Annotated in this window: 14 protein-coding genes; 10 read left to right on the top strand and 4 right to left on the bottom strand. The window is 72.0% G+C overall.

The annotated features are described in order from the left end of the window. Window positions 1-95 precede the first annotated feature (95 nt). The 7 genes from gcvP (at window position 96) to BLW84_RS28125 (ending at window position 7,848) form a co-directional block, all read left to right on the top strand. The gene (gene gcvP / locus BLW84_RS28155; RefSeq protein ID WP_093271308.1) at window positions 96-2,990 is read left to right on the top strand and encodes an aminomethyl-transferring glycine dehydrogenase; all 2,895 of its coding nucleotides are present in this window, start codon (window positions 96-98) and stop codon (window positions 2,988-2,990) included. A gap of 156 nt (window positions 2,991-3,146) precedes the next feature. Beyond that, window positions 3,147-3,416, top strand: a complete 270-nt coding sequence (locus BLW84_RS28150; protein ID WP_093271305.1) for a HesB/YadR/YfhF-family protein — start codon at window positions 3,147-3,149, stop codon at window positions 3,414-3,416. Between the two features lie 177 nt (window positions 3,417-3,593). Then, on the top strand, window positions 3,594-4,265 hold the full coding sequence (locus BLW84_RS28145) for an energy-coupling factor ABC transporter permease (RefSeq protein ID WP_093271303.1): 672 nt from the start codon (window positions 3,594-3,596) through the stop codon (window positions 4,263-4,265). Then, window positions 4,262-4,603 (top strand): PDGLE domain-containing protein, encoded by a 342-nt coding sequence (locus BLW84_RS28140; protein ID WP_093271200.1) that lies wholly within the window; start codon window positions 4,262-4,264, stop codon window positions 4,601-4,603. The genes BLW84_RS28145 and BLW84_RS28140 overlap by 4 nt, the downstream gene beginning before the upstream one ends. Window positions 4,604-4,605: 2 nt before the next feature. Then, the gene (gene cbiQ / locus BLW84_RS28135; protein WP_093271199.1) at window positions 4,606-5,373 is read left to right on the top strand and encodes a cobalt ECF transporter T component CbiQ; all 768 of its coding nucleotides are present in this window, start codon (window positions 4,606-4,608) and stop codon (window positions 5,371-5,373) included. Beyond that, the gene (locus tag BLW84_RS28130) at window positions 5,361-6,140 is read left to right on the top strand and encodes an energy-coupling factor ABC transporter ATP-binding protein (protein WP_093271197.1); all 780 of its coding nucleotides are present in this window, start codon (window positions 5,361-5,363) and stop codon (window positions 6,138-6,140) included. Before cbiQ ends, BLW84_RS28130 begins: the two co-directional genes overlap by 13 nt. A 169-nt stretch (window positions 6,141-6,309) precedes the next feature. Continuing rightward, window positions 6,310-7,848, top strand: a complete 1,539-nt coding sequence (locus tag BLW84_RS28125) for a class I adenylate-forming enzyme family protein (protein WP_093271196.1) — start codon at window positions 6,310-6,312, stop codon at window positions 7,846-7,848. Between the two features lie 59 nt (window positions 7,849-7,907). On the opposite strand, the gene BLW84_RS28120 is transcribed toward BLW84_RS28125, so the two are convergent. Then, the gene (locus tag BLW84_RS28120; RefSeq protein ID WP_093271194.1) at window positions 7,908-8,489 is read right to left on the bottom strand and encodes a TIGR03086 family metal-binding protein; all 582 of its coding nucleotides are present in this window, start codon (window positions 8,487-8,489) and stop codon (window positions 7,908-7,910) included. Window positions 8,490-8,627: 138 nt separating this feature from the next. Between BLW84_RS28120 and BLW84_RS28115 the strand changes: the two genes are divergently transcribed. Then, window positions 8,628-9,860 carry a Bcr/CflA family multidrug efflux MFS transporter gene (locus BLW84_RS28115; RefSeq protein WP_093271192.1) on the top strand — a complete coding sequence of 411 codons (1,233 nt, stop codon included), beginning with the start codon at window positions 8,628-8,630 and terminating at the stop codon, window positions 9,858-9,860. Here the strand turns inward: BLW84_RS28115 and BLW84_RS28110 are convergent. Continuing rightward, on the bottom strand, window positions 9,847-10,833 hold the full coding sequence (locus BLW84_RS28110; protein WP_245761437.1) for a DUF5937 family protein: 987 nt from the start codon (window positions 10,831-10,833) through the stop codon (window positions 9,847-9,849). The genes BLW84_RS28115 and BLW84_RS28110 overlap by 14 nt on opposite strands. A 77-nt stretch (window positions 10,834-10,910) precedes the next feature. On the opposite strand from BLW84_RS28110, the gene BLW84_RS28105 reads away from it, so the two are divergent. Further along, window positions 10,911-12,167: an MFS transporter gene (locus BLW84_RS28105; RefSeq protein ID WP_093271191.1), complete on the top strand. Its 1,257-nt coding sequence runs from the start codon at window positions 10,911-10,913 to the stop codon at window positions 12,165-12,167. A 30-nt stretch (window positions 12,168-12,197) separates the two neighbouring features. Then, complete coding sequence (locus tag BLW84_RS28100) at window positions 12,198-12,575, top strand: winged helix-turn-helix transcriptional regulator (RefSeq protein ID WP_093271189.1); 378 nt, start codon at window positions 12,198-12,200, stop codon at window positions 12,573-12,575. Here the strand turns inward: BLW84_RS28100 and BLW84_RS28095 are convergent, their stop codons facing one another. Together BLW84_RS28095 and BLW84_RS28090 are read right to left on the bottom strand one after the other, a co-directional pair. Continuing rightward, on the bottom strand, window positions 12,576-13,451 hold the full coding sequence (locus BLW84_RS28095; RefSeq protein ID WP_093271187.1) for a 3-methyladenine DNA glycosylase: 876 nt from the start codon (window positions 13,449-13,451) through the stop codon (window positions 12,576-12,578). A 36-nt stretch (window positions 13,452-13,487) separates the two neighbouring features. Beyond that, window positions 13,488-15,008: a protein kinase domain-containing protein gene (locus tag BLW84_RS28090; protein ID WP_245761436.1), complete on the bottom strand. Its 1,521-nt coding sequence runs from the start codon at window positions 15,006-15,008 to the stop codon at window positions 13,488-13,490. Window positions 15,009-15,044: the final 36 nt, after the last annotated feature.

The raw sequence follows: 15,044 nt of genomic DNA, 5'->3' as shown, positions 1-15,044 counted from the left end.
CAGGCGTTCGCTTCGCGGACAGTGACAGAGGGGGAGAGCAGGGCAGTTCTGGCTGCCTGCCGCCCTTTTGCCGCCGCGACGATTGAGGTTTGGCGATGACCGACGTGACCCACGACCGCATTCCCCTGGCCGCCCTGGAGCACGGCACGCCGTTCGCCGACCGGCACGTCGGCCCCATGCCGGCAGAGCTCGCCCGCATGCTCGACGTGATCGGCGTCGGCTCGCTGGAGGAGCTGGGGGAGAACGCCGTGCCGGACACGATCCGGGAAGGCGACCTGCAGCTGGCGCTGCCGGAGCCGGCCACCGAGTCCGAGGCGCTGGCCGAGCTGCGCGAGCTGGCGCGCCGCTGTCACCCGCACACCGAGATGATCGGGCTCGGCTACTACGGCACGGTCACGCCGCCGGTGATCCTGCGCAACGTGCTGGAGAGCCCCGCCTGGTACACGGCTTACACGCCGTACCAGCCGGAGATCTCGCAGGGCCGGCTCGAGGCGCTGCTGAACTTCCAGACGATGGTCGCCGACCTGGCCGGGGTGCCGGTGGCCAACTCGTCGATGCTCGACGAGTCCACCGCCGCAGCCGAGGGCATGACGCTGGTGCGCCGCGCCGGCCGATCCAAGTCGCCGCGGTTCGTGGTGGACGCCGACACGCTGCCGCAGACCATCGCGGTGATCGAGACCCGCGCGGAGCCGCTGGGCATCGAGGTCGTCGTCGCCGACCTCTCCGCTGGCGCGCAGGCGCTGCCGGACGGCGAGTTCTTCGGCGTGCTGCTGTCCTACCCGGGCGCTTCCGGCGTGGTGCGGGACCACGAGGAGATCATCGCGGAGATCCACCGGCGCGGTGGGAAGGCCGTCGTCGCGGCCGACCTGCTGGCGCTGACGCTGCTGCGCTCGCCCGGCGAGATCGGCGCGGACGTGGTCGTCGGCAACACCCAGCGGTTCGGCGTGCCGATGGGCTTCGGGGGCCCGCACGCCGGGTTCATGGCCGTGGCCAAGGGCCTCGAACGGCAGCTGCCGGGGCGGTTGGTCGGCGTGAGCGTCGACGCCGACGGCAACCAGGCCTACCGGCTGGCGCTGCAGACCCGCGAACAGCACATCCGCCGCGAGAAGGCCACCAGCAACATCTGCACCGCGCAGGTGCTGCTGGCCGTCGTGGCGTCGATGTACGCCGTGTACCACGGACCGGCCGGACTGCGGTCGATCGCGACCCGCGCGCACCGGATGGCTGCGGTGCTCGCCGAGCAGCTGCGCCGCGGCGGTGTCGAGGTGCTGCACCAGGAGTTCTTCGACACGATCGTCGCGAAGGTGCCGGGCAAGGCCGACGACGTCGTCGCCGCGGCCCGCCGGGGTGGCATCAACCTCCGCCGGGTGGACGCCGACCGCGTCGGCATCAGCTGCGACGAGACCACCACGCGGGCGCACCTGGCGGCGGTGTGGCAGGCCTTCGGCGTCACCGGCGGTGACGTCGACGAGCTCGACATCGAGACGCCGGACGCGCTGCCCGCGGCGCTGGAGCGCACCTCGGAGTACCTGACCCACCCGGTGTTCCACACCCACCGCTCTGAGACGTCGCTGCTGCGCTACCTGCGGCGGCTGTCGGACAAGGACATCGCGCTGGACCGCAGCATGATCCCGCTGGGCTCGTGCACGATGAAGCTCAACGCGACGGCCGAGATGGAGCCGATCACCTGGCCCGAGTTCGGTTCGCTGCACCCGTTCGCGCCCGCGCAGGACGCCGAGGGGCTGCTGTCGATCGTCAAGGACCTGGAGACCTGGCTGGCCGAGGTCACCGGCTACGACGCGGTGAGCCTGCAGCCCAACGCCGGCAGCCAGGGCGAGTTCGCGGGTCTGCTGGCGATCCGCGCCTACCACCGCAGCCGTGGTAACGAGGCCCGTGACCTGTGCCTGATCCCGGCGAGCGCGCACGGCACCAACGCCGCCAGCGCCGTGATGGCCGGCATGCGGGTGATCGTGGTCCGCTGCGACGACGCCGGCAACATCGAACTCGACCACCTGCGCGAGCTGGTCGCCGAGCACGCCGACGACCTCGCCGCGATCATGATCACCTATCCGTCCACGCACGGCGTGTACGAGGACACCGTGCGCGAGGTGTGCGGGCTGGTGCACGACGCGGGCGGCCAGGTCTACGTCGACGGCGCGAACCTCAACGCCCTGATCGGCCTCGCGCGGATGGGCAAGTTCGGCTCCGACGTCTCGCACCTGAACCTGCACAAGACGTTCTGCATCCCGCACGGCGGTGGAGGCCCGGGCGTCGGCCCGATCGGCGTGCGCGAGCACCTGGCGCCGTTCCTGCCCAACCACCCGCTGCAGCCCGCCGCCGGACCGGCGACCGGCGTCGGCCCGATCAGCGCCGCCCCGTGGGGCAGCGCCTCGATCCTGCCGATCTCCTGGGCGTACGTGCGGATGATGGGCGCCGACGGCCTGCGCCGCGCCACGCTGACCGCGGTCGCGGCCGCCAACTACGTCGCCCGCCGCCTCAACAACTACTTCCCGGTGCTCTACACCGGCAAGGGCGGCTTCGTGGCGCACGAGTGCATCCTCGACCTGCGGCAGATCAGCAAGACCAGCGGCATCACCGTCGACGACGTGGCCAAGCGGCTGGCCGACTACGGCATCCACGCGCCGACGATGTCGTTCCCGGTGGCCGGCACGCTGATGGTCGAGCCGACGGAGAGCGAGAACCTGGCGGAGCTGGACCGCTTCTGCGAGGCGATGATCGCGATCCGCGCGGAGATCGACAAGGTCGTCGCCGGGCAGTGGCCGGCCGACGACAACCCGCTGGTCGGTGCCCCGCACACGGCGGCGTCGCTGGCCAAGGACTGGGACCACGCCTACTCCCGTGAAGAGGCGGCGTACCCGCTGGGCACCGACGTGGCGAAGGTCTGGCCCCCGGTCCGCCGCATCGACGGCGCGCGCGGCGACCGCAACCTCGTCTGCTCCTGCCCGCCCTTGGACGCCTACCAGGCGTGATCTGTCCACGACGCCCCCGGACCGCTGTTGCGGCCGGGGGCGTCGTGATGGCTGGGGCCGGAGACACGCCGTGGACGGCTCGGTTTGCGTCGGGGCGGCGGCTGATGACACGGTGGCCCCTTCAAACCGACCGGCTCGGAGAAGGGGTTGAGCACCATGCTCACCATCAGTGAGAGCGCCGCAGAGGTCATCAAGCTAGTCCTCGTCGGTGGCGACTCTCCGGAAGGTTCTGGCCTGCGCATCGCGCCGGCGGGCGAAGGACTGCAGGCGTCGATCGCCGCCGAACCGCAGTCGGGTGATGAGGTGATCGAGGAATCCGGCGTGCGGGTGTTCCTCGAACCTCAGGTCGCCGCGCTGCTCGGCGACAAGGTGCTGGACGCCGAGCGGGACTCCAACGGCGAACTGGCGCTGGCCGTCCGAGACTGACCGAACGGACTTCGACCGTCGTTCCGGGTGTTATGCCCGGGACGACGGTTTTTTCTCGGCCAACTGCGATCTAGGACTCCTGCCAGCTACTGGCGATTGCGGTATTCCTGCAACTACTCTCGATGCGCAGCTGTTCCGGTCAGGAGGGAGCGCGTCGTGCCGACCACCACGCTCGCCATGCACATGAGCGACGGGCTGCTCAACGCGCAGACGGCGGTGCTGTTCGCGGCCGTGGCGATCGCCGGGCTGGCGGTCGCGCTGACCAAGGCGCGGGCCGACCTGGACGACCGGACGGCGCCGATGGCCGGGTTGGTCGCAGCGTTCGTCTTCGCCGCGCAGATGATCAACTTCCCGGTGCTGCCCGGCGTCAGCGGGCACCTGCTCGGCGGGGCGCTGGCGGCGATCCTGGCCGGGCCGTGGGTCGGCGCGCTGTGCGTGGCGATCGTGCTGGTGGTGCAGGCGCTGCTGTTCGCCGACGGCGGGCTGACGATGCTGGGCGCGAACATCACCAACATGGCGCTGATCGGCACCGCCGCCGGCTACCTCGTCGCCCTCGCGCTGCGCCGCTTCGCGCGGCGGAGCCGGGCCGGGCTGCTGGCGACCGCCTTCGTCGCGGCCTGGGTGAACACCGTCGCCGCCTCCGGCGGCTTCGTCCTCGAGTACGCGGTCGGCGGCGCGGCCGGTTTCGGCCTCGGCACGGCCGCGGTCGCGGTGGTCGGGGTGCACTGCCTGATCGGCATCGGTGAGGGCGTGATCACGGCGGCCACGGTGGGTGCGGTCGCGGCCGCCAGACCGGACCTGGTCCACCTGCTGAGGACCGGGAAGCAGACGGAGGAGAACGTGCGATGAGCGCCCCACGCCGGCGTTTCCTGCTGATCTTCGGCCTGTTCATCCTCGTCATAGCGGGCGGCGTGGCCTACTTCGCGGATTCCGACCCCGACGGGCTGGACGCGGTCACGCAGCGCGGCTGCACCGTGGTGGAGACCGAGCAGGGCGAGCAGCTGGAAGGCCGGTGCATCGCGCAGCACGCCCAGGACCACACGTTCTCCGGCGGCCCGCTGGCCGACTACACCGTCGGCGGCGACGACCGCTGGACCGGGGTGGCCGGGGTGATCGGCGCGGTGGTCACGCTCGGCGCCGCCGGCGGCTTGTTCTGGGGCCTGCGCCGCCGGACCGGAGGCGAGTAGCGGTGGGAGCCGGCCACGCCGAGGCGCTGCACCTGCCCGGCGACTCGGTCCTGCACCGGTCGGCGCCCGAGGTCAAGATCGTGGCGGCCTTCCTGGTGGTGCTGTGCGTGGTGGCGACGCCGCGCGAGGTCTTCTGGGCGTTCGGCGGGTACGCCCTGCTGCTGTTCGGGCTGGTGCTGGTGGCCCGCGTGCCGCCGCGCTGGCTGGCCGGCCGTCTGCTGATCGAGGTGCCGTTCGTGGTGCTCGCGCTGGTGCTGCCGTTCACCGCGGGCGGCGCGACCACTGAGGTGGCGGGCCTGGCGTTGTCCACCGGTGGCCTGCTGGCGGGCTGGAACATCCTGGTCAAGGGCACGCTCGGGTTGGCCACGTCGGTGCTGCTGGCCGCCACGACCGCGCCGCGGGAGCTGGTGGTCGGGCTGCAGCGGCTGCGGACGCCCCGGCTGCTGATCACCATCATCACGCTGATGCTGCGCTACGCCGAGGTGATCGTCGCGGAGGCCAAGCGGATGCGGGTCGCGCGCATCTGCCGCGGGCACGATCCGCGGTTCCTGTGGCAGCTCGGCGCGACCGCGCGTGGCGTCGGGAGCCTGTTCATCCGCTCCTACGAGCGGGGCGAACGCGTGCACCTGGCGATGGTGTCGCGGGGCTGGAGCGGCGCGATGCCCGAGCTGGGGGAGTCACGCCGGACATCGCCGGCGACGTGGTGGCTGGGCATGGCGCCACCGGCCGTCGCCGCCATCGTGCTGGGAGTCGCCCTGTGGACCGCCTGATCGAACCCCTGCCGGAGCGCACCGCCGAGCCGACGTCCGTCCCGGCGCTGGAGGTGTCCGGGCTGGCGTTCCGCTACCCGGACGGGCACCGCGCGCTCAGCGGCGTCGACCTACGCGTCGAGCGCGGGGAGCGGGTCGCGGTGCTCGGTCCCAACGGAGCGGGCAAGACCACCATGACGCTGCACCTCAACGGGGTGCTCACGGCCGAATCGGGGAGCATCCGCGTCGGCGGGCTGCCCGTGGGGTCGCGGGACCTCAAGGAGATCCGCCGTCGCGTCGGCCTGGTGTTCCAGGATCCCGACGACCAGCTGTTCATGCCGACGGTGCGCGAGGACGTCGCGTTCGGCCCGGCGAACTTCGGGGTGCGCGGCGAGGAGCTGGCCGAGCGCGTGCGGTCGGCGCTCGACGCGGTGGGCATGGCCGAGCACGCGGATCGTTCGCCCCTGCACCTCTCCGGCGGACAGCGCAAGCGGGTCGCGCTGGCCACGGTGCTCGCCTGCCGTCCCGAGCTGCTGGTGCTGGACGAGCCGTCGTCGAACCTCGAACCGGTGGCCCGGCGCGAGCTCGCCGAGGTGCTGCTGGACTGGGGCGGCACGATGCTCATGGTCACCCACGACCTGCCGTACGCGCTGCAGCTGTGCCCGCGCAGCGTGCTGATCGACGGCGGCGCGGTGGTCGCCGACGGCCCCACCGCGGAACTGCTGTCCGACGCGGAGCTGCTGGCCGCGCACCGCCTCGAACTGCCCTACGGCTTCCGGATTCCCTGAGCCGATCCCCGCTTCGGACGTCTTGACCCCGCCTGTTCGCGAGGTGAAGGTGAGCGGGTCTGTCGCAGCGTGGCGAGGAGGCACCGATGGGTTCGGTGGAAACCGTTCGCGGACCGGTAGATCCCGGCGACCTGGTCAGGAGCCCGATGCGCGGGGAGAGGTGAGCGGGATGCCGATCGAACCGCATCCGCGCGGTGCCGCCCCGTTCGCCGCCTCCGGAATCCGGCGCGACAGCCGCGGAATCGCGCACTACACCGGCCTTCCGGCTTCGTTGGTGACCATGTTCCGGTCCACCGCGGAACGCTTCCCGGACAACGAGGCGCTCGTTGAGGTCGACGGCGAGCGGCTCACCTACCGGCGGCTGTGGGACCGGGCGGCACGCGTCGCCGGCGGGTTGCGCGCGGCCGGGATCGGCCGGGGCGACCGGGTGGCGAGCCTGCTGCCCGCCGGGGTGGGATGGGTGCTCGGATTCCTGGGCACGCAGCTGGCGGGGGCGGTCGCGGTGCCGGTGAACACCCGGTTCGCCGCGCCCGAGATCGACTACGTGCTGACCGACTCCGGCGCGAAGCACGTGCTGCGCCCCGGCGATCCGCTGCCCGACGGTCCGGCCCACGCGGTCGGCGACCTGGCGCCGGAGGACCTCGCGGCGATCTTCTACACCAGCGGCACCACGGGTTTCCCGAAGGGGGCGATGACGACCCACGAGAACTTCCTGTCCAATGTGGAGACAGCACTGCGGGTGATGGGGACGGACCGCGCCGACGGCCCGGCGCAGCGCAATCTGGTGTCGGTGCCGCTGTTCCACGTGACCGGCTGCAACACCCAGCTGCTCGTGCAGCTCGCCCTCGGCGGCACCACCGTCGTGCTGCCGGACTTCCAGGCGCAGCGGTTCCTGCGCACCCTCGTCGAGGAGCGGATCAACACCCTCATCACGGTGCCCGCGATCTACGCGCTCGCGTTGGCGCAGCCGGACTTCGCGGCCCTCGACGTCAGCGCGGTCACCCAGGTCAACTACGGCGGCGCGCCGATCGCCCCGGCGCTGGTCGAGCGGATCAAGGCAGGCTTCCCGCGGGCCCGGGTCGGCAACGGGTTCGGCCTGACCGAGACGTCGTCGATCGCGACGTTCCTGCCGCACGAGTGGGCTACCGAGCACGCCGACTCCGTCGGGTTCGCCGCGCCCGTGGTGGATCTGGCGTTGGACGCGCCGGATCCGGAAAGCGGCGTCGGCGAGCTGCTCATCCGCGGCCCGAACGTCGTGGCCGGGTACTGGAACAAGCCGGAGGCGACCGCGAAGGCCTTCGCCGACGGCTGGCTGCGCACCGGCGACCTGGCGAGCATCGACGAGCACGGCCTGGTCCGCGTCGTCGACCGCGCCAAGGACATGATCAACCGGGGCGGCGAGAACGTGTACTCGGTGGAGGTGGAGAACGCGCTGGCCGGGGCGCCCGGCGTCGCCGACGTGGCGGTCATCGGCGTGCCGGACGACGTGATGGGGGAGAAGGTCGGCGCGGTGGTGGTGCCGCCCCCGGACGGCGAGTTCGATCCGCGGGCCGCGCTGGCCTACCTGGCCGATCGCCTCGCCGACTTCAAGGTGCCGCAGTACTTCGTGGTGCGCGCGGAACCGCTGCCCCGCAATCCAGGAGGGAAGCTCCTCAAACGCCGGCTCCGCGAGCAGACCGAGTGGGGAAACCCCGTCTGGGGCCGCTGAGCCTTCAGGACCCGTGTGCACTTTTGGCTGCTATGGCAACCGAAAGTGCACACGGTTTCTCATGGCTGCCAGGCCGGGTTGCGACCGGTGAGGCCGATGAGCTTGTCCAGCGGCGTCGCGTCGGCCGGGACCGCGACGGTCGGGCCGAACGGGCTGTCCGGGCTGGGCTCCTCGGTTGCCGCCATGGACACGAACTCCAGGGCGGTCGCCAGCGACGCGGCGTCGCACCGGAACTGCTGCCCGGTGGCCTTCGCGATGTCCCAGCCGTGCACCACCAGCTCGTTCAGCGCGACGACGCCCGCGACCTGACCGGGCAACTGGATGCCACCGGCCTGCGTCATGCCATCCCAGGCCGCCGGCTCGCGCCATGCTTCGGCCACCGCGGTCAGCTGGGTCGGGATGCGGGCGCGCCAGTCTGCGGGCAGCCGGGTGGCGTCCCCGGACGGTCCTCCGCCGGTCAGCGAGGAGTCCTTCGCGGCTGCCGCGGCGAACGCCAGCGACAGGCCGCTGACGTGGTCGATCAGGTCGCCGAGGGTGTACTCGGTGCACGGCGTGGGCGCGCCGAGCTGCTCGTCGGCAACGTTGCCCAGCAGGGTCGCCAGGTGCTCGGCGGCCGGTCCGAGGTCGGGCAGGTCGGTCATTTCGCGGCTCCTTCGCAGTCCGTTCTGGTGGGGTAGACCGCTCCGGCTGCCGATTCTCATCGGTGGGCCCGCCCGCTGCCCGGGGTGCGCCGCGGAGTTACGGTACCGGTCGGTATCGAGCACCACGGGAGCGAACGCATGGGGGACCAACCGCGCAGGGTGAAATACGTGCTGATCCTGGGCGCGCTGTCCGCGTTCGGCCCGCTGTCGATCGACATGTACCTCCCCGCCTTCCCGACGATCGCCGGCGACCTGCAAGCCGGGCCGTCGCAGGTGCAGCTGTCGCTGACGGCCTGCACGGTCGGCCTGGCCCTGGGACAGCTCGTCGCCGGGCCGCTGTCGGACACCTTCGGCCGCCGCCGGCCGCTGCTGATCGGGCTCGTGGTGTTCACCTTGGCGTCGCTGCTGTGCGCGGTCGCGCCGTCCGCGTACGCGCTGGCCGGGCTGCGACTGGTGCAGGGACTCGGCGGTGCCGCCGGAATCGTCATCGCTCGCGCCGTGGTGCGGGACCTGTACTCGGGCGTCGCGATGGCGCGGTTCTTCTCGCTGCTCATGCTGGTCAACGGGCTGGCTCCGATCCTCGCGCCGCTGATCGGCGGGCAGATGCTGCGGGTGACGTCGTGGCGCGGTGTGTTCCTGGTGCTCGGCGCGATCGGCGTGGTGCTGCTGGTGGCGACCGCGTTCGGGGTGCGGGAGACGCTGCCCGGCGAGTCGCGGCGGCCCGGCAGTCTGGGCAGCACGCTGCGGACCTTCGGAAGCCTGCTCGGCGACCGGGCGTTCGTCGGGTACTCGCTGTCCGCGGCGCTGGCGTTCGCGGCGATGTTCGCCTACATCTCCGGTTCGTCGTTCGTGCTGCAGGACGTCTACGGCATGTCGCCCCAGCTGTTCAGCCTGGTGTTCGGCGTGAACTCGCTGGGCATCGTGCTGTTCGGGCAGCTCAACGGCAGGCTGGTGGCCCGGGTCGACCCGAGCCGGCTGCTGGCCATCGGGCTCGGTGTCAACGCGGTCGGCGGCGTCGCGGTGGCGCTGTCCGCCGCGTTCGGACTGGGCCTGCCGGGGCTGCTGCCTGCGCTCTTCCTGGTGGCGTCGAGCATCGGCGTGGTGTTCCCCAACGCCACGACCCTGGCGCTGTCCGGGCACCCCGAGACGGCCGGGAGCGCATCGGCGCTGCTGGGCGTCATGCAGTTCCTGGCCGGTGGCCTCGCGGCGCCGCTGGTGGGTTCGGCGGGCACCGGCACCGCACTGCCGATGGGCGTGGTGATGGGAGCGCTGTCGCTGTCCGCGGTCGTGGTCTACCTCGTGCTGACCCGCGGCGCCCGCATCGAGGCGCGATCGGGCGACCGCGCGGAGGAGCGGACTACCGAGCGCTGATCAGCCGGACCGGGCGAGCAGGGCCTCGGCCAGGTCCGTCCGGCTGTAGAGCACGTAGCGCCCTTCCCGTCGCACCGAGACGAGCCCGGCGTCGCGTGGTCAGGTGTTGCGACGCATTCCCGGCGGACATCCGGGTCCGGCGGGCGAGTTCCGTGGTCGACCTCGGGGCGGACAGCTCGGCCAGCAGCACGGCCCTGGATCTGCCGATGACCGCGGTCAGCGCGTCGGGCGCGGTGCGCTGCTGCGGGGCCCAGAGCGCGGCGATGCCGCGCGACGGGTAGCGCAGCGCGGCCGGCCACAGCGGCTCCAGCTTGGAGAAGACCGTGGGCCAGACGAACGTCGACGGCACCAGGACGAGGCCCCGGCCGTCCAGGGCGTACTTGCCGGTGAAGTACCGGTGGGTCACCCGCAGGCCGTCGTCGTGCCAGCGGACCCGAGGGCTGAGCTCGTTGAGCAGCCGCGTGGTACCGCCTTCCACCAGCACGGACCCGCGGTGCCGGACGTCCTGGTCCAGGAGGTCGAGCATCTCCGGCCACCACGGCCGGATCGCGCGTTCCCAGTAGCTCTCGATCACCTCGGCCAGCCGGTGCAGCTCGCGGCGCGGGTCGGCGTGCAGTCGGCGGACCGACGCCGACGCGGGGCGCCCGGCGTTCTCGATCATCGCCCGGACCGACTGCGACGGCACCGCCCGCAGCCCTTCGAGCTCCTCGGCCAGGGTCGGCCGCGACGTGGTCGGGGTCGGCGCGAGGAACCCGGGCAGGTACCTGGTCGGGGTCGGCACCAGGTCGAACAGCAGCGAGAGGTCGGCGGTGCCGCGCTGCAGCCGGTGCTTGGCCTCGGTGCGCCACGAGCCGTGCAACGGGTGCCGGCCGGGCTCCTTCAGCACCCGCACGCTGGCCGCGACCTCCCACAAGGGGGAGAACGCGAACCGGAGGCGGGCCAGGTCACCGGCGGACATCGTCATCTCGAGCATCCGGTTCCTCCCGCCGGTGGATTCGGCCCAGTCTAAATTCGTGGTCACCGGCCGGGTCCGGAAACCATGGTTGCCGGGTGATCGACGACCGAACTACCGAATCTGCCCGGTTGCCCGGGGAATTCCGCCTGCTCGTCGCCGCCGTCGGCGGCAGCGACCTCGGCACCCAGATCAGCTTCGTCGCGCTGCCGCTGACCGCCGTCCTCACCCTCGGCGCGGGCCCGGCGCAGGTCGGCGCGTTGGGTGCCCTGAGCACCGTCGCGTTCCTGCTGGTCGGGCTGCCCGCCGGTGCCTGGGTGGACCGGCTGCCCCGCCGCGCCGTGATGATCACCACGGATGTGGTGCGCGCCGTGCTGTACGCCTCGATCCCCGCCGCGTGGCTGCTGGGCGTGCTGACGATGCCGCAGCTGTGCGCGGTGGCGTTGCTCGGTGGGATCGCGACCGTGTTCTCCGAGGTGGCCGCCCAGAGCTTCCTGCCGGACGTCGTGGGGCGGGCGCACCTGGTGCGGGCAAACGCCAGGCTGATGGAGATGCGCGGCGTGAACCAGATCGTCGGCCGGAGCGTCGGCGGCTTGCTGGTGTCGGTGCTCACCGCGCCCGTGACGATCGCGTTCGACGCGATCAGCTACGCGTGCGCGGCCGTCGCCATCGGCCGGATCCGGGGTGCGCGGGCGACCACAGCGGTGCGCAGCGCGTCGGGGGTGTGGTCGGCCGCCGCGGCGGGGGTGCGCCACGTGCTCGGGAACCGGTTGTTGCGGCCCATGGCGATCGAAGGCGCGCTGACGAACTTCGCCACGACGCTCACCCTCACGATCCTGCCGGTCCTGTTCGTCCGGGAGCTCGGGATGACCGAGTGGGCCCTGGGCCTGTTCCTCGCCATCGGCGGCTGCGGTGCGCTGGTCGGGGCGATCGGCGCGCGTTGGCTCGGCGAGCGGTTCGGGCTCGGCCGGATGCTGTGGATCACCGGGGCGGTCGCGAGCTTCGCCGGGTGCTTCGTGCCGATGCTCGGCAGCGGATCGTTGCTGTGGCCGGCGGCCGTCGCGTGGGCGCTGATCACCGCGAAGACCGGCATCGGGAACGTGCTCGCCGTGAGCCTTCGGCAGGCCGCCACACCGGATCACCTCATGGGCCGGATGAACGCCACGTTCCGGTTCCTGCTGACCGGTGCGCTCGCCGTCGCATCCGTGCTGGCCGGGGTGCTCGGCGAGCTCGTGGGCGTCCGCGCGGTGCTGTGGGTCTCGGCGGGCGCCTTCGCGGTGAGCTGGCTCGTCGTCTTCCTGTCCCCGCTGCGCTTCCTGCGCGAGTTGCCCGCGGAGCACGGTAACCAGTTGTAACCTACTGCTCGATCGTGCTATAGGTACCTGGTGGTTACCAGCGAGGACAGCATCCTCAAGCGCGGGGATCTGACGGACCCGAACTGCCCGACCCGGCTGGTGCTGGACCGCATCGGGGACAAGTGGACGGTGCTGGTGGTGACGCTGCTGTCCGACGGCCCGATGCGCTTCACGCAGCTGCGCACCGGCATCGGCGGTGTGGCTCCGAAGGTGCTGACGCAGACGTTGCGCGCGATGGAGCGCGACGGCCTGGTGATCCGGACCGCGTACCCGGAGGTGCCGCCGAGGGTGACGTACGAGCTGACCGACCTCGGGCATTCGCTGCGCGGGCCGGTGGAGGCGATCGCCGACTGGTCCGAGCGCAACGTCAACCGCATCCTCGCCGCCCGGGCCGCCGCCCAGGGGTGATCACACCGGCTGCGCCGCCCAGTCGAGGACCTCGCGGCAGGTGTCGATCAGCCGTTGCCGCAGGATCGCGGCCTCGTCGGCGAAGTCGCGCTGCCGCCGGACGTAGTTGGCGCGGCCGTCGGCGGTTTCGATCGCAACGGGTTCGTAGCCGAGTTCGCGGAGGTCGTACGGGCTGGCCCGCATGTCCAGCTCGCGCACCCGCACGGCCAGTTCGAAGCTGTCGGCGACCAGTTCGGCGGGCACGAACGGTTCGAGCTTGTAGCTCCACTTGAACAGATCCATGTTCGCGTGCAGGCAACCAGGCTGTTCCAGGCGGACCTGGTCGGCGCGCTCGGGCTGCAGCGCGTTGAGCGGGCGGGCCTGCGGGGTGAAGAACCGGAACGCGTCGTGGTGCGTGCAGCTGATCGGTATGGACTCGACGACCTCGTCGGTGCCGTCGTGCCCGAGCCGCAGCGGCCACCCGGTGTGCCGGATCTCCGCCGGTCGCGTCCGGTAGACCATGGCCCACTCGTGCAGGCCGAAGCAGCCGAGCCGGGCCTTCCGGGAGGCCGTGGCGGTCAGCAGCCCGAGCACGAATTCGGTGCTGGCGCGGCGTTTCTCGGTCAGCGCGGCGGGATCGAGCGCGACGCCCTCCGGCGTCTCGGCGAAACCCCGACGGGCCAGGAACTCCTCGCCGCCCGCCAGCGCAACGCCGACGCCGGGCTGCCAGCGCTCCAGCCGGGCGGGACGGAACGAGTAGTAGGTGAAGAGGAAGTCCAGCACCGGGTGCTTTCGGTGCTCGTGCTGGCGCCGGCGGTGCGGCTGCGTCCAGCGCGCGACACGCTCCCGGTGGGCGGCCTGCCGGGCGCGCCAGTCCTGCTCAGACAGCACAATCATCGCCGGTCAGGGTAGTCGAGGCGGGTGCGGTGGCGGTCAGCGGTGGAACTGGAACCAGTCGAGCTCCAGGAAGTCCCCGGGCTGGTCCGCGGCGAAGGCCAGGTACACGTCCCGCTTGCCGGTGACGGGTTCCTGCAGGTCGATGGGCACCGGCTTCCACTTCTGTCCGCCCACCGCGGACGAAACGTTGATCTTGCCGACGACCTTGCCCTTCGGGCCGCCGAGCCGGACCTCGATCTTCGCCTTCACCCCGTCGCCGACCCACGTCCGCAACTGGGCGGTGACCTGGGTCGCCGGCTTGTTGCCGAAGTCGATTCCCCGGAACAGCACACCGTCGCCGTTGTTGACCGGGCCGATGAACTCGACCGGCCCCTCGCTGCCGGTGGCGACGTTGCCGGCCTGCGGGGCGAAGGACTCCGCCTGGATCACGCTGTAGGCGGAGGGGCCGGGATTCTGCCCCGGTGGCGGTTCCGTCGGCGCCATGCCCGTGTCGTTGTTCGAGCGTTCGGCGACCCCGGCGTAGAAACCGGCGGCCCCGGCGCCGCCCGCGAGCAGCACCGCGAGCCCGCCCACGACTATCGCCACCCGGCGCCCGCTCCGGCGGTTCGGGACGCCGGCCGGCCCGGTGGGCAGGGTCTGCGACGAGGTGCCGGGGTGGGTGGGTGCGCGCGGTGCGGGCTCGGTGGCGTCGAGCACGGCGTCGAACGGGGCCTCTCCGGCGCTGCGCGCCAGGTCCTGGAGGTGGCGGCGCACTTCGAGCAGTGACATCCGCTGCTCGGGGGCCTTGAGCATCAGGCCGCTGATGACCTCGCCGATCGGGCCGCTCTGGCGGTGTTGCGGCACCGGCCCGTGCACGATGGAGCTGACGGTGATCAGCGGGTCGCCGGAGGCGTCGTACGGCAGCCGGCCTTCGGCCGCCGCGAACAGCGTTGCGCCGAGGCTCCACAGGTCGGCGGACGGCCCCAGCGAGCGGCCCATCGCGATCTCCGGCGCCAGGTAGGCGGGCGTGCCGACTAGGACGCCGGTGCGCGTGAGCGTCGATTCCGAGGCGTTGCGGGAGATGCCGAAGTCGGCGAGCTTGACCTGGCCGTGCCGCCCCAGCAGCACGTTGCCGGGCTTGACGTCGCGGTGCACGATACCCACCTGGTGCGCCGCTTGCAGGGCTGCGGCAATGCCGTCGACCAGCACGGCGAGTTGGTGCGGGTTCAGCGCCCCGTGCTTGTTGAGCACGCTCGACAGGCTCTGTGCCCGCACCAGCTCCATCACGACGAACGGCTGGCCGTCCTCGCGCGCGACGTCGTAGAGCATGACGGCGTTGGGGTGGCTTAGCACCGCCATCGAGCGCGCCTCGCGCAGGGCGCGTTCGCGCAGCTCGGCGGCCTCTTCTTCGGGGATGCCGGGGGAAAGCCGGAGCTCCTTGACCGCCACCGGCCGCTGCAGTAGCTCGTCGGTGCCGGACCAGACGTAACCCATCGCGCCGCGGCCGATGGTGCCCTCCAGCCGGTACCGGCCACCGATGACGCGGGGGGCGGTGCTGACCTGTTGGTGGTGAGCCACGACCCGATCATCTCGCACACCGTGACCCTAATGGGT

The organism is Saccharopolyspora shandongensis (genome assembly GCF_900106995.1).
Classification (GTDB): domain Bacteria; phylum Actinomycetota; class Actinomycetes; order Mycobacteriales; family Pseudonocardiaceae; genus Saccharopolyspora; species Saccharopolyspora shandongensis.
The sequence above is the reverse complement of the archived record's forward strand: the minus strand, read 5'-3'. Positions and strand labels throughout refer to the sequence as shown.

Coding starts and splice junctions, on each gene's coding strand:
- gcvP (WP_093271308.1), top strand. CDS start 96: ATGACCGACGTGACCCACGACCGCATTCCCCTGGCCGCCCTGGAGCAC.
- BLW84_RS28150 (WP_093271305.1), top strand. CDS start 3,147: ATGCTCACCATCAGTGAGAGCGCCGCAGAGGTCATCAAGCTAGTCCTC.
- BLW84_RS28145 (WP_093271303.1), top strand. CDS start 3,594: ATGCACATGAGCGACGGGCTGCTCAACGCGCAGACGGCGGTGCTGTTC.
- BLW84_RS28140 (WP_093271200.1), top strand. CDS start 4,262: ATGAGCGCCCCACGCCGGCGTTTCCTGCTGATCTTCGGCCTGTTCATC.
- BLW84_RS28125 (WP_093271196.1), top strand. CDS start 6,310: ATGCCGATCGAACCGCATCCGCGCGGTGCCGCCCCGTTCGCCGCCTCC.
- BLW84_RS28120 (WP_093271194.1), bottom strand. CDS start 8,489: ATGACCGACCTGCCCGACCTCGGACCGGCCGCCGAGCACCTGGCGACC.
- BLW84_RS28115 (WP_093271192.1), top strand. CDS start 8,628: ATGGGGGACCAACCGCGCAGGGTGAAATACGTGCTGATCCTGGGCGCG.
- BLW84_RS28110 (WP_245761437.1), bottom strand. CDS start 10,833: ATGCTCGAGATGACGATGTCCGCCGGTGACCTGGCCCGCCTCCGGTTC.
- BLW84_RS28095 (WP_093271187.1), bottom strand. CDS start 13,451: ATGATTGTGCTGTCTGAGCAGGACTGGCGCGCCCGGCAGGCCGCCCAC.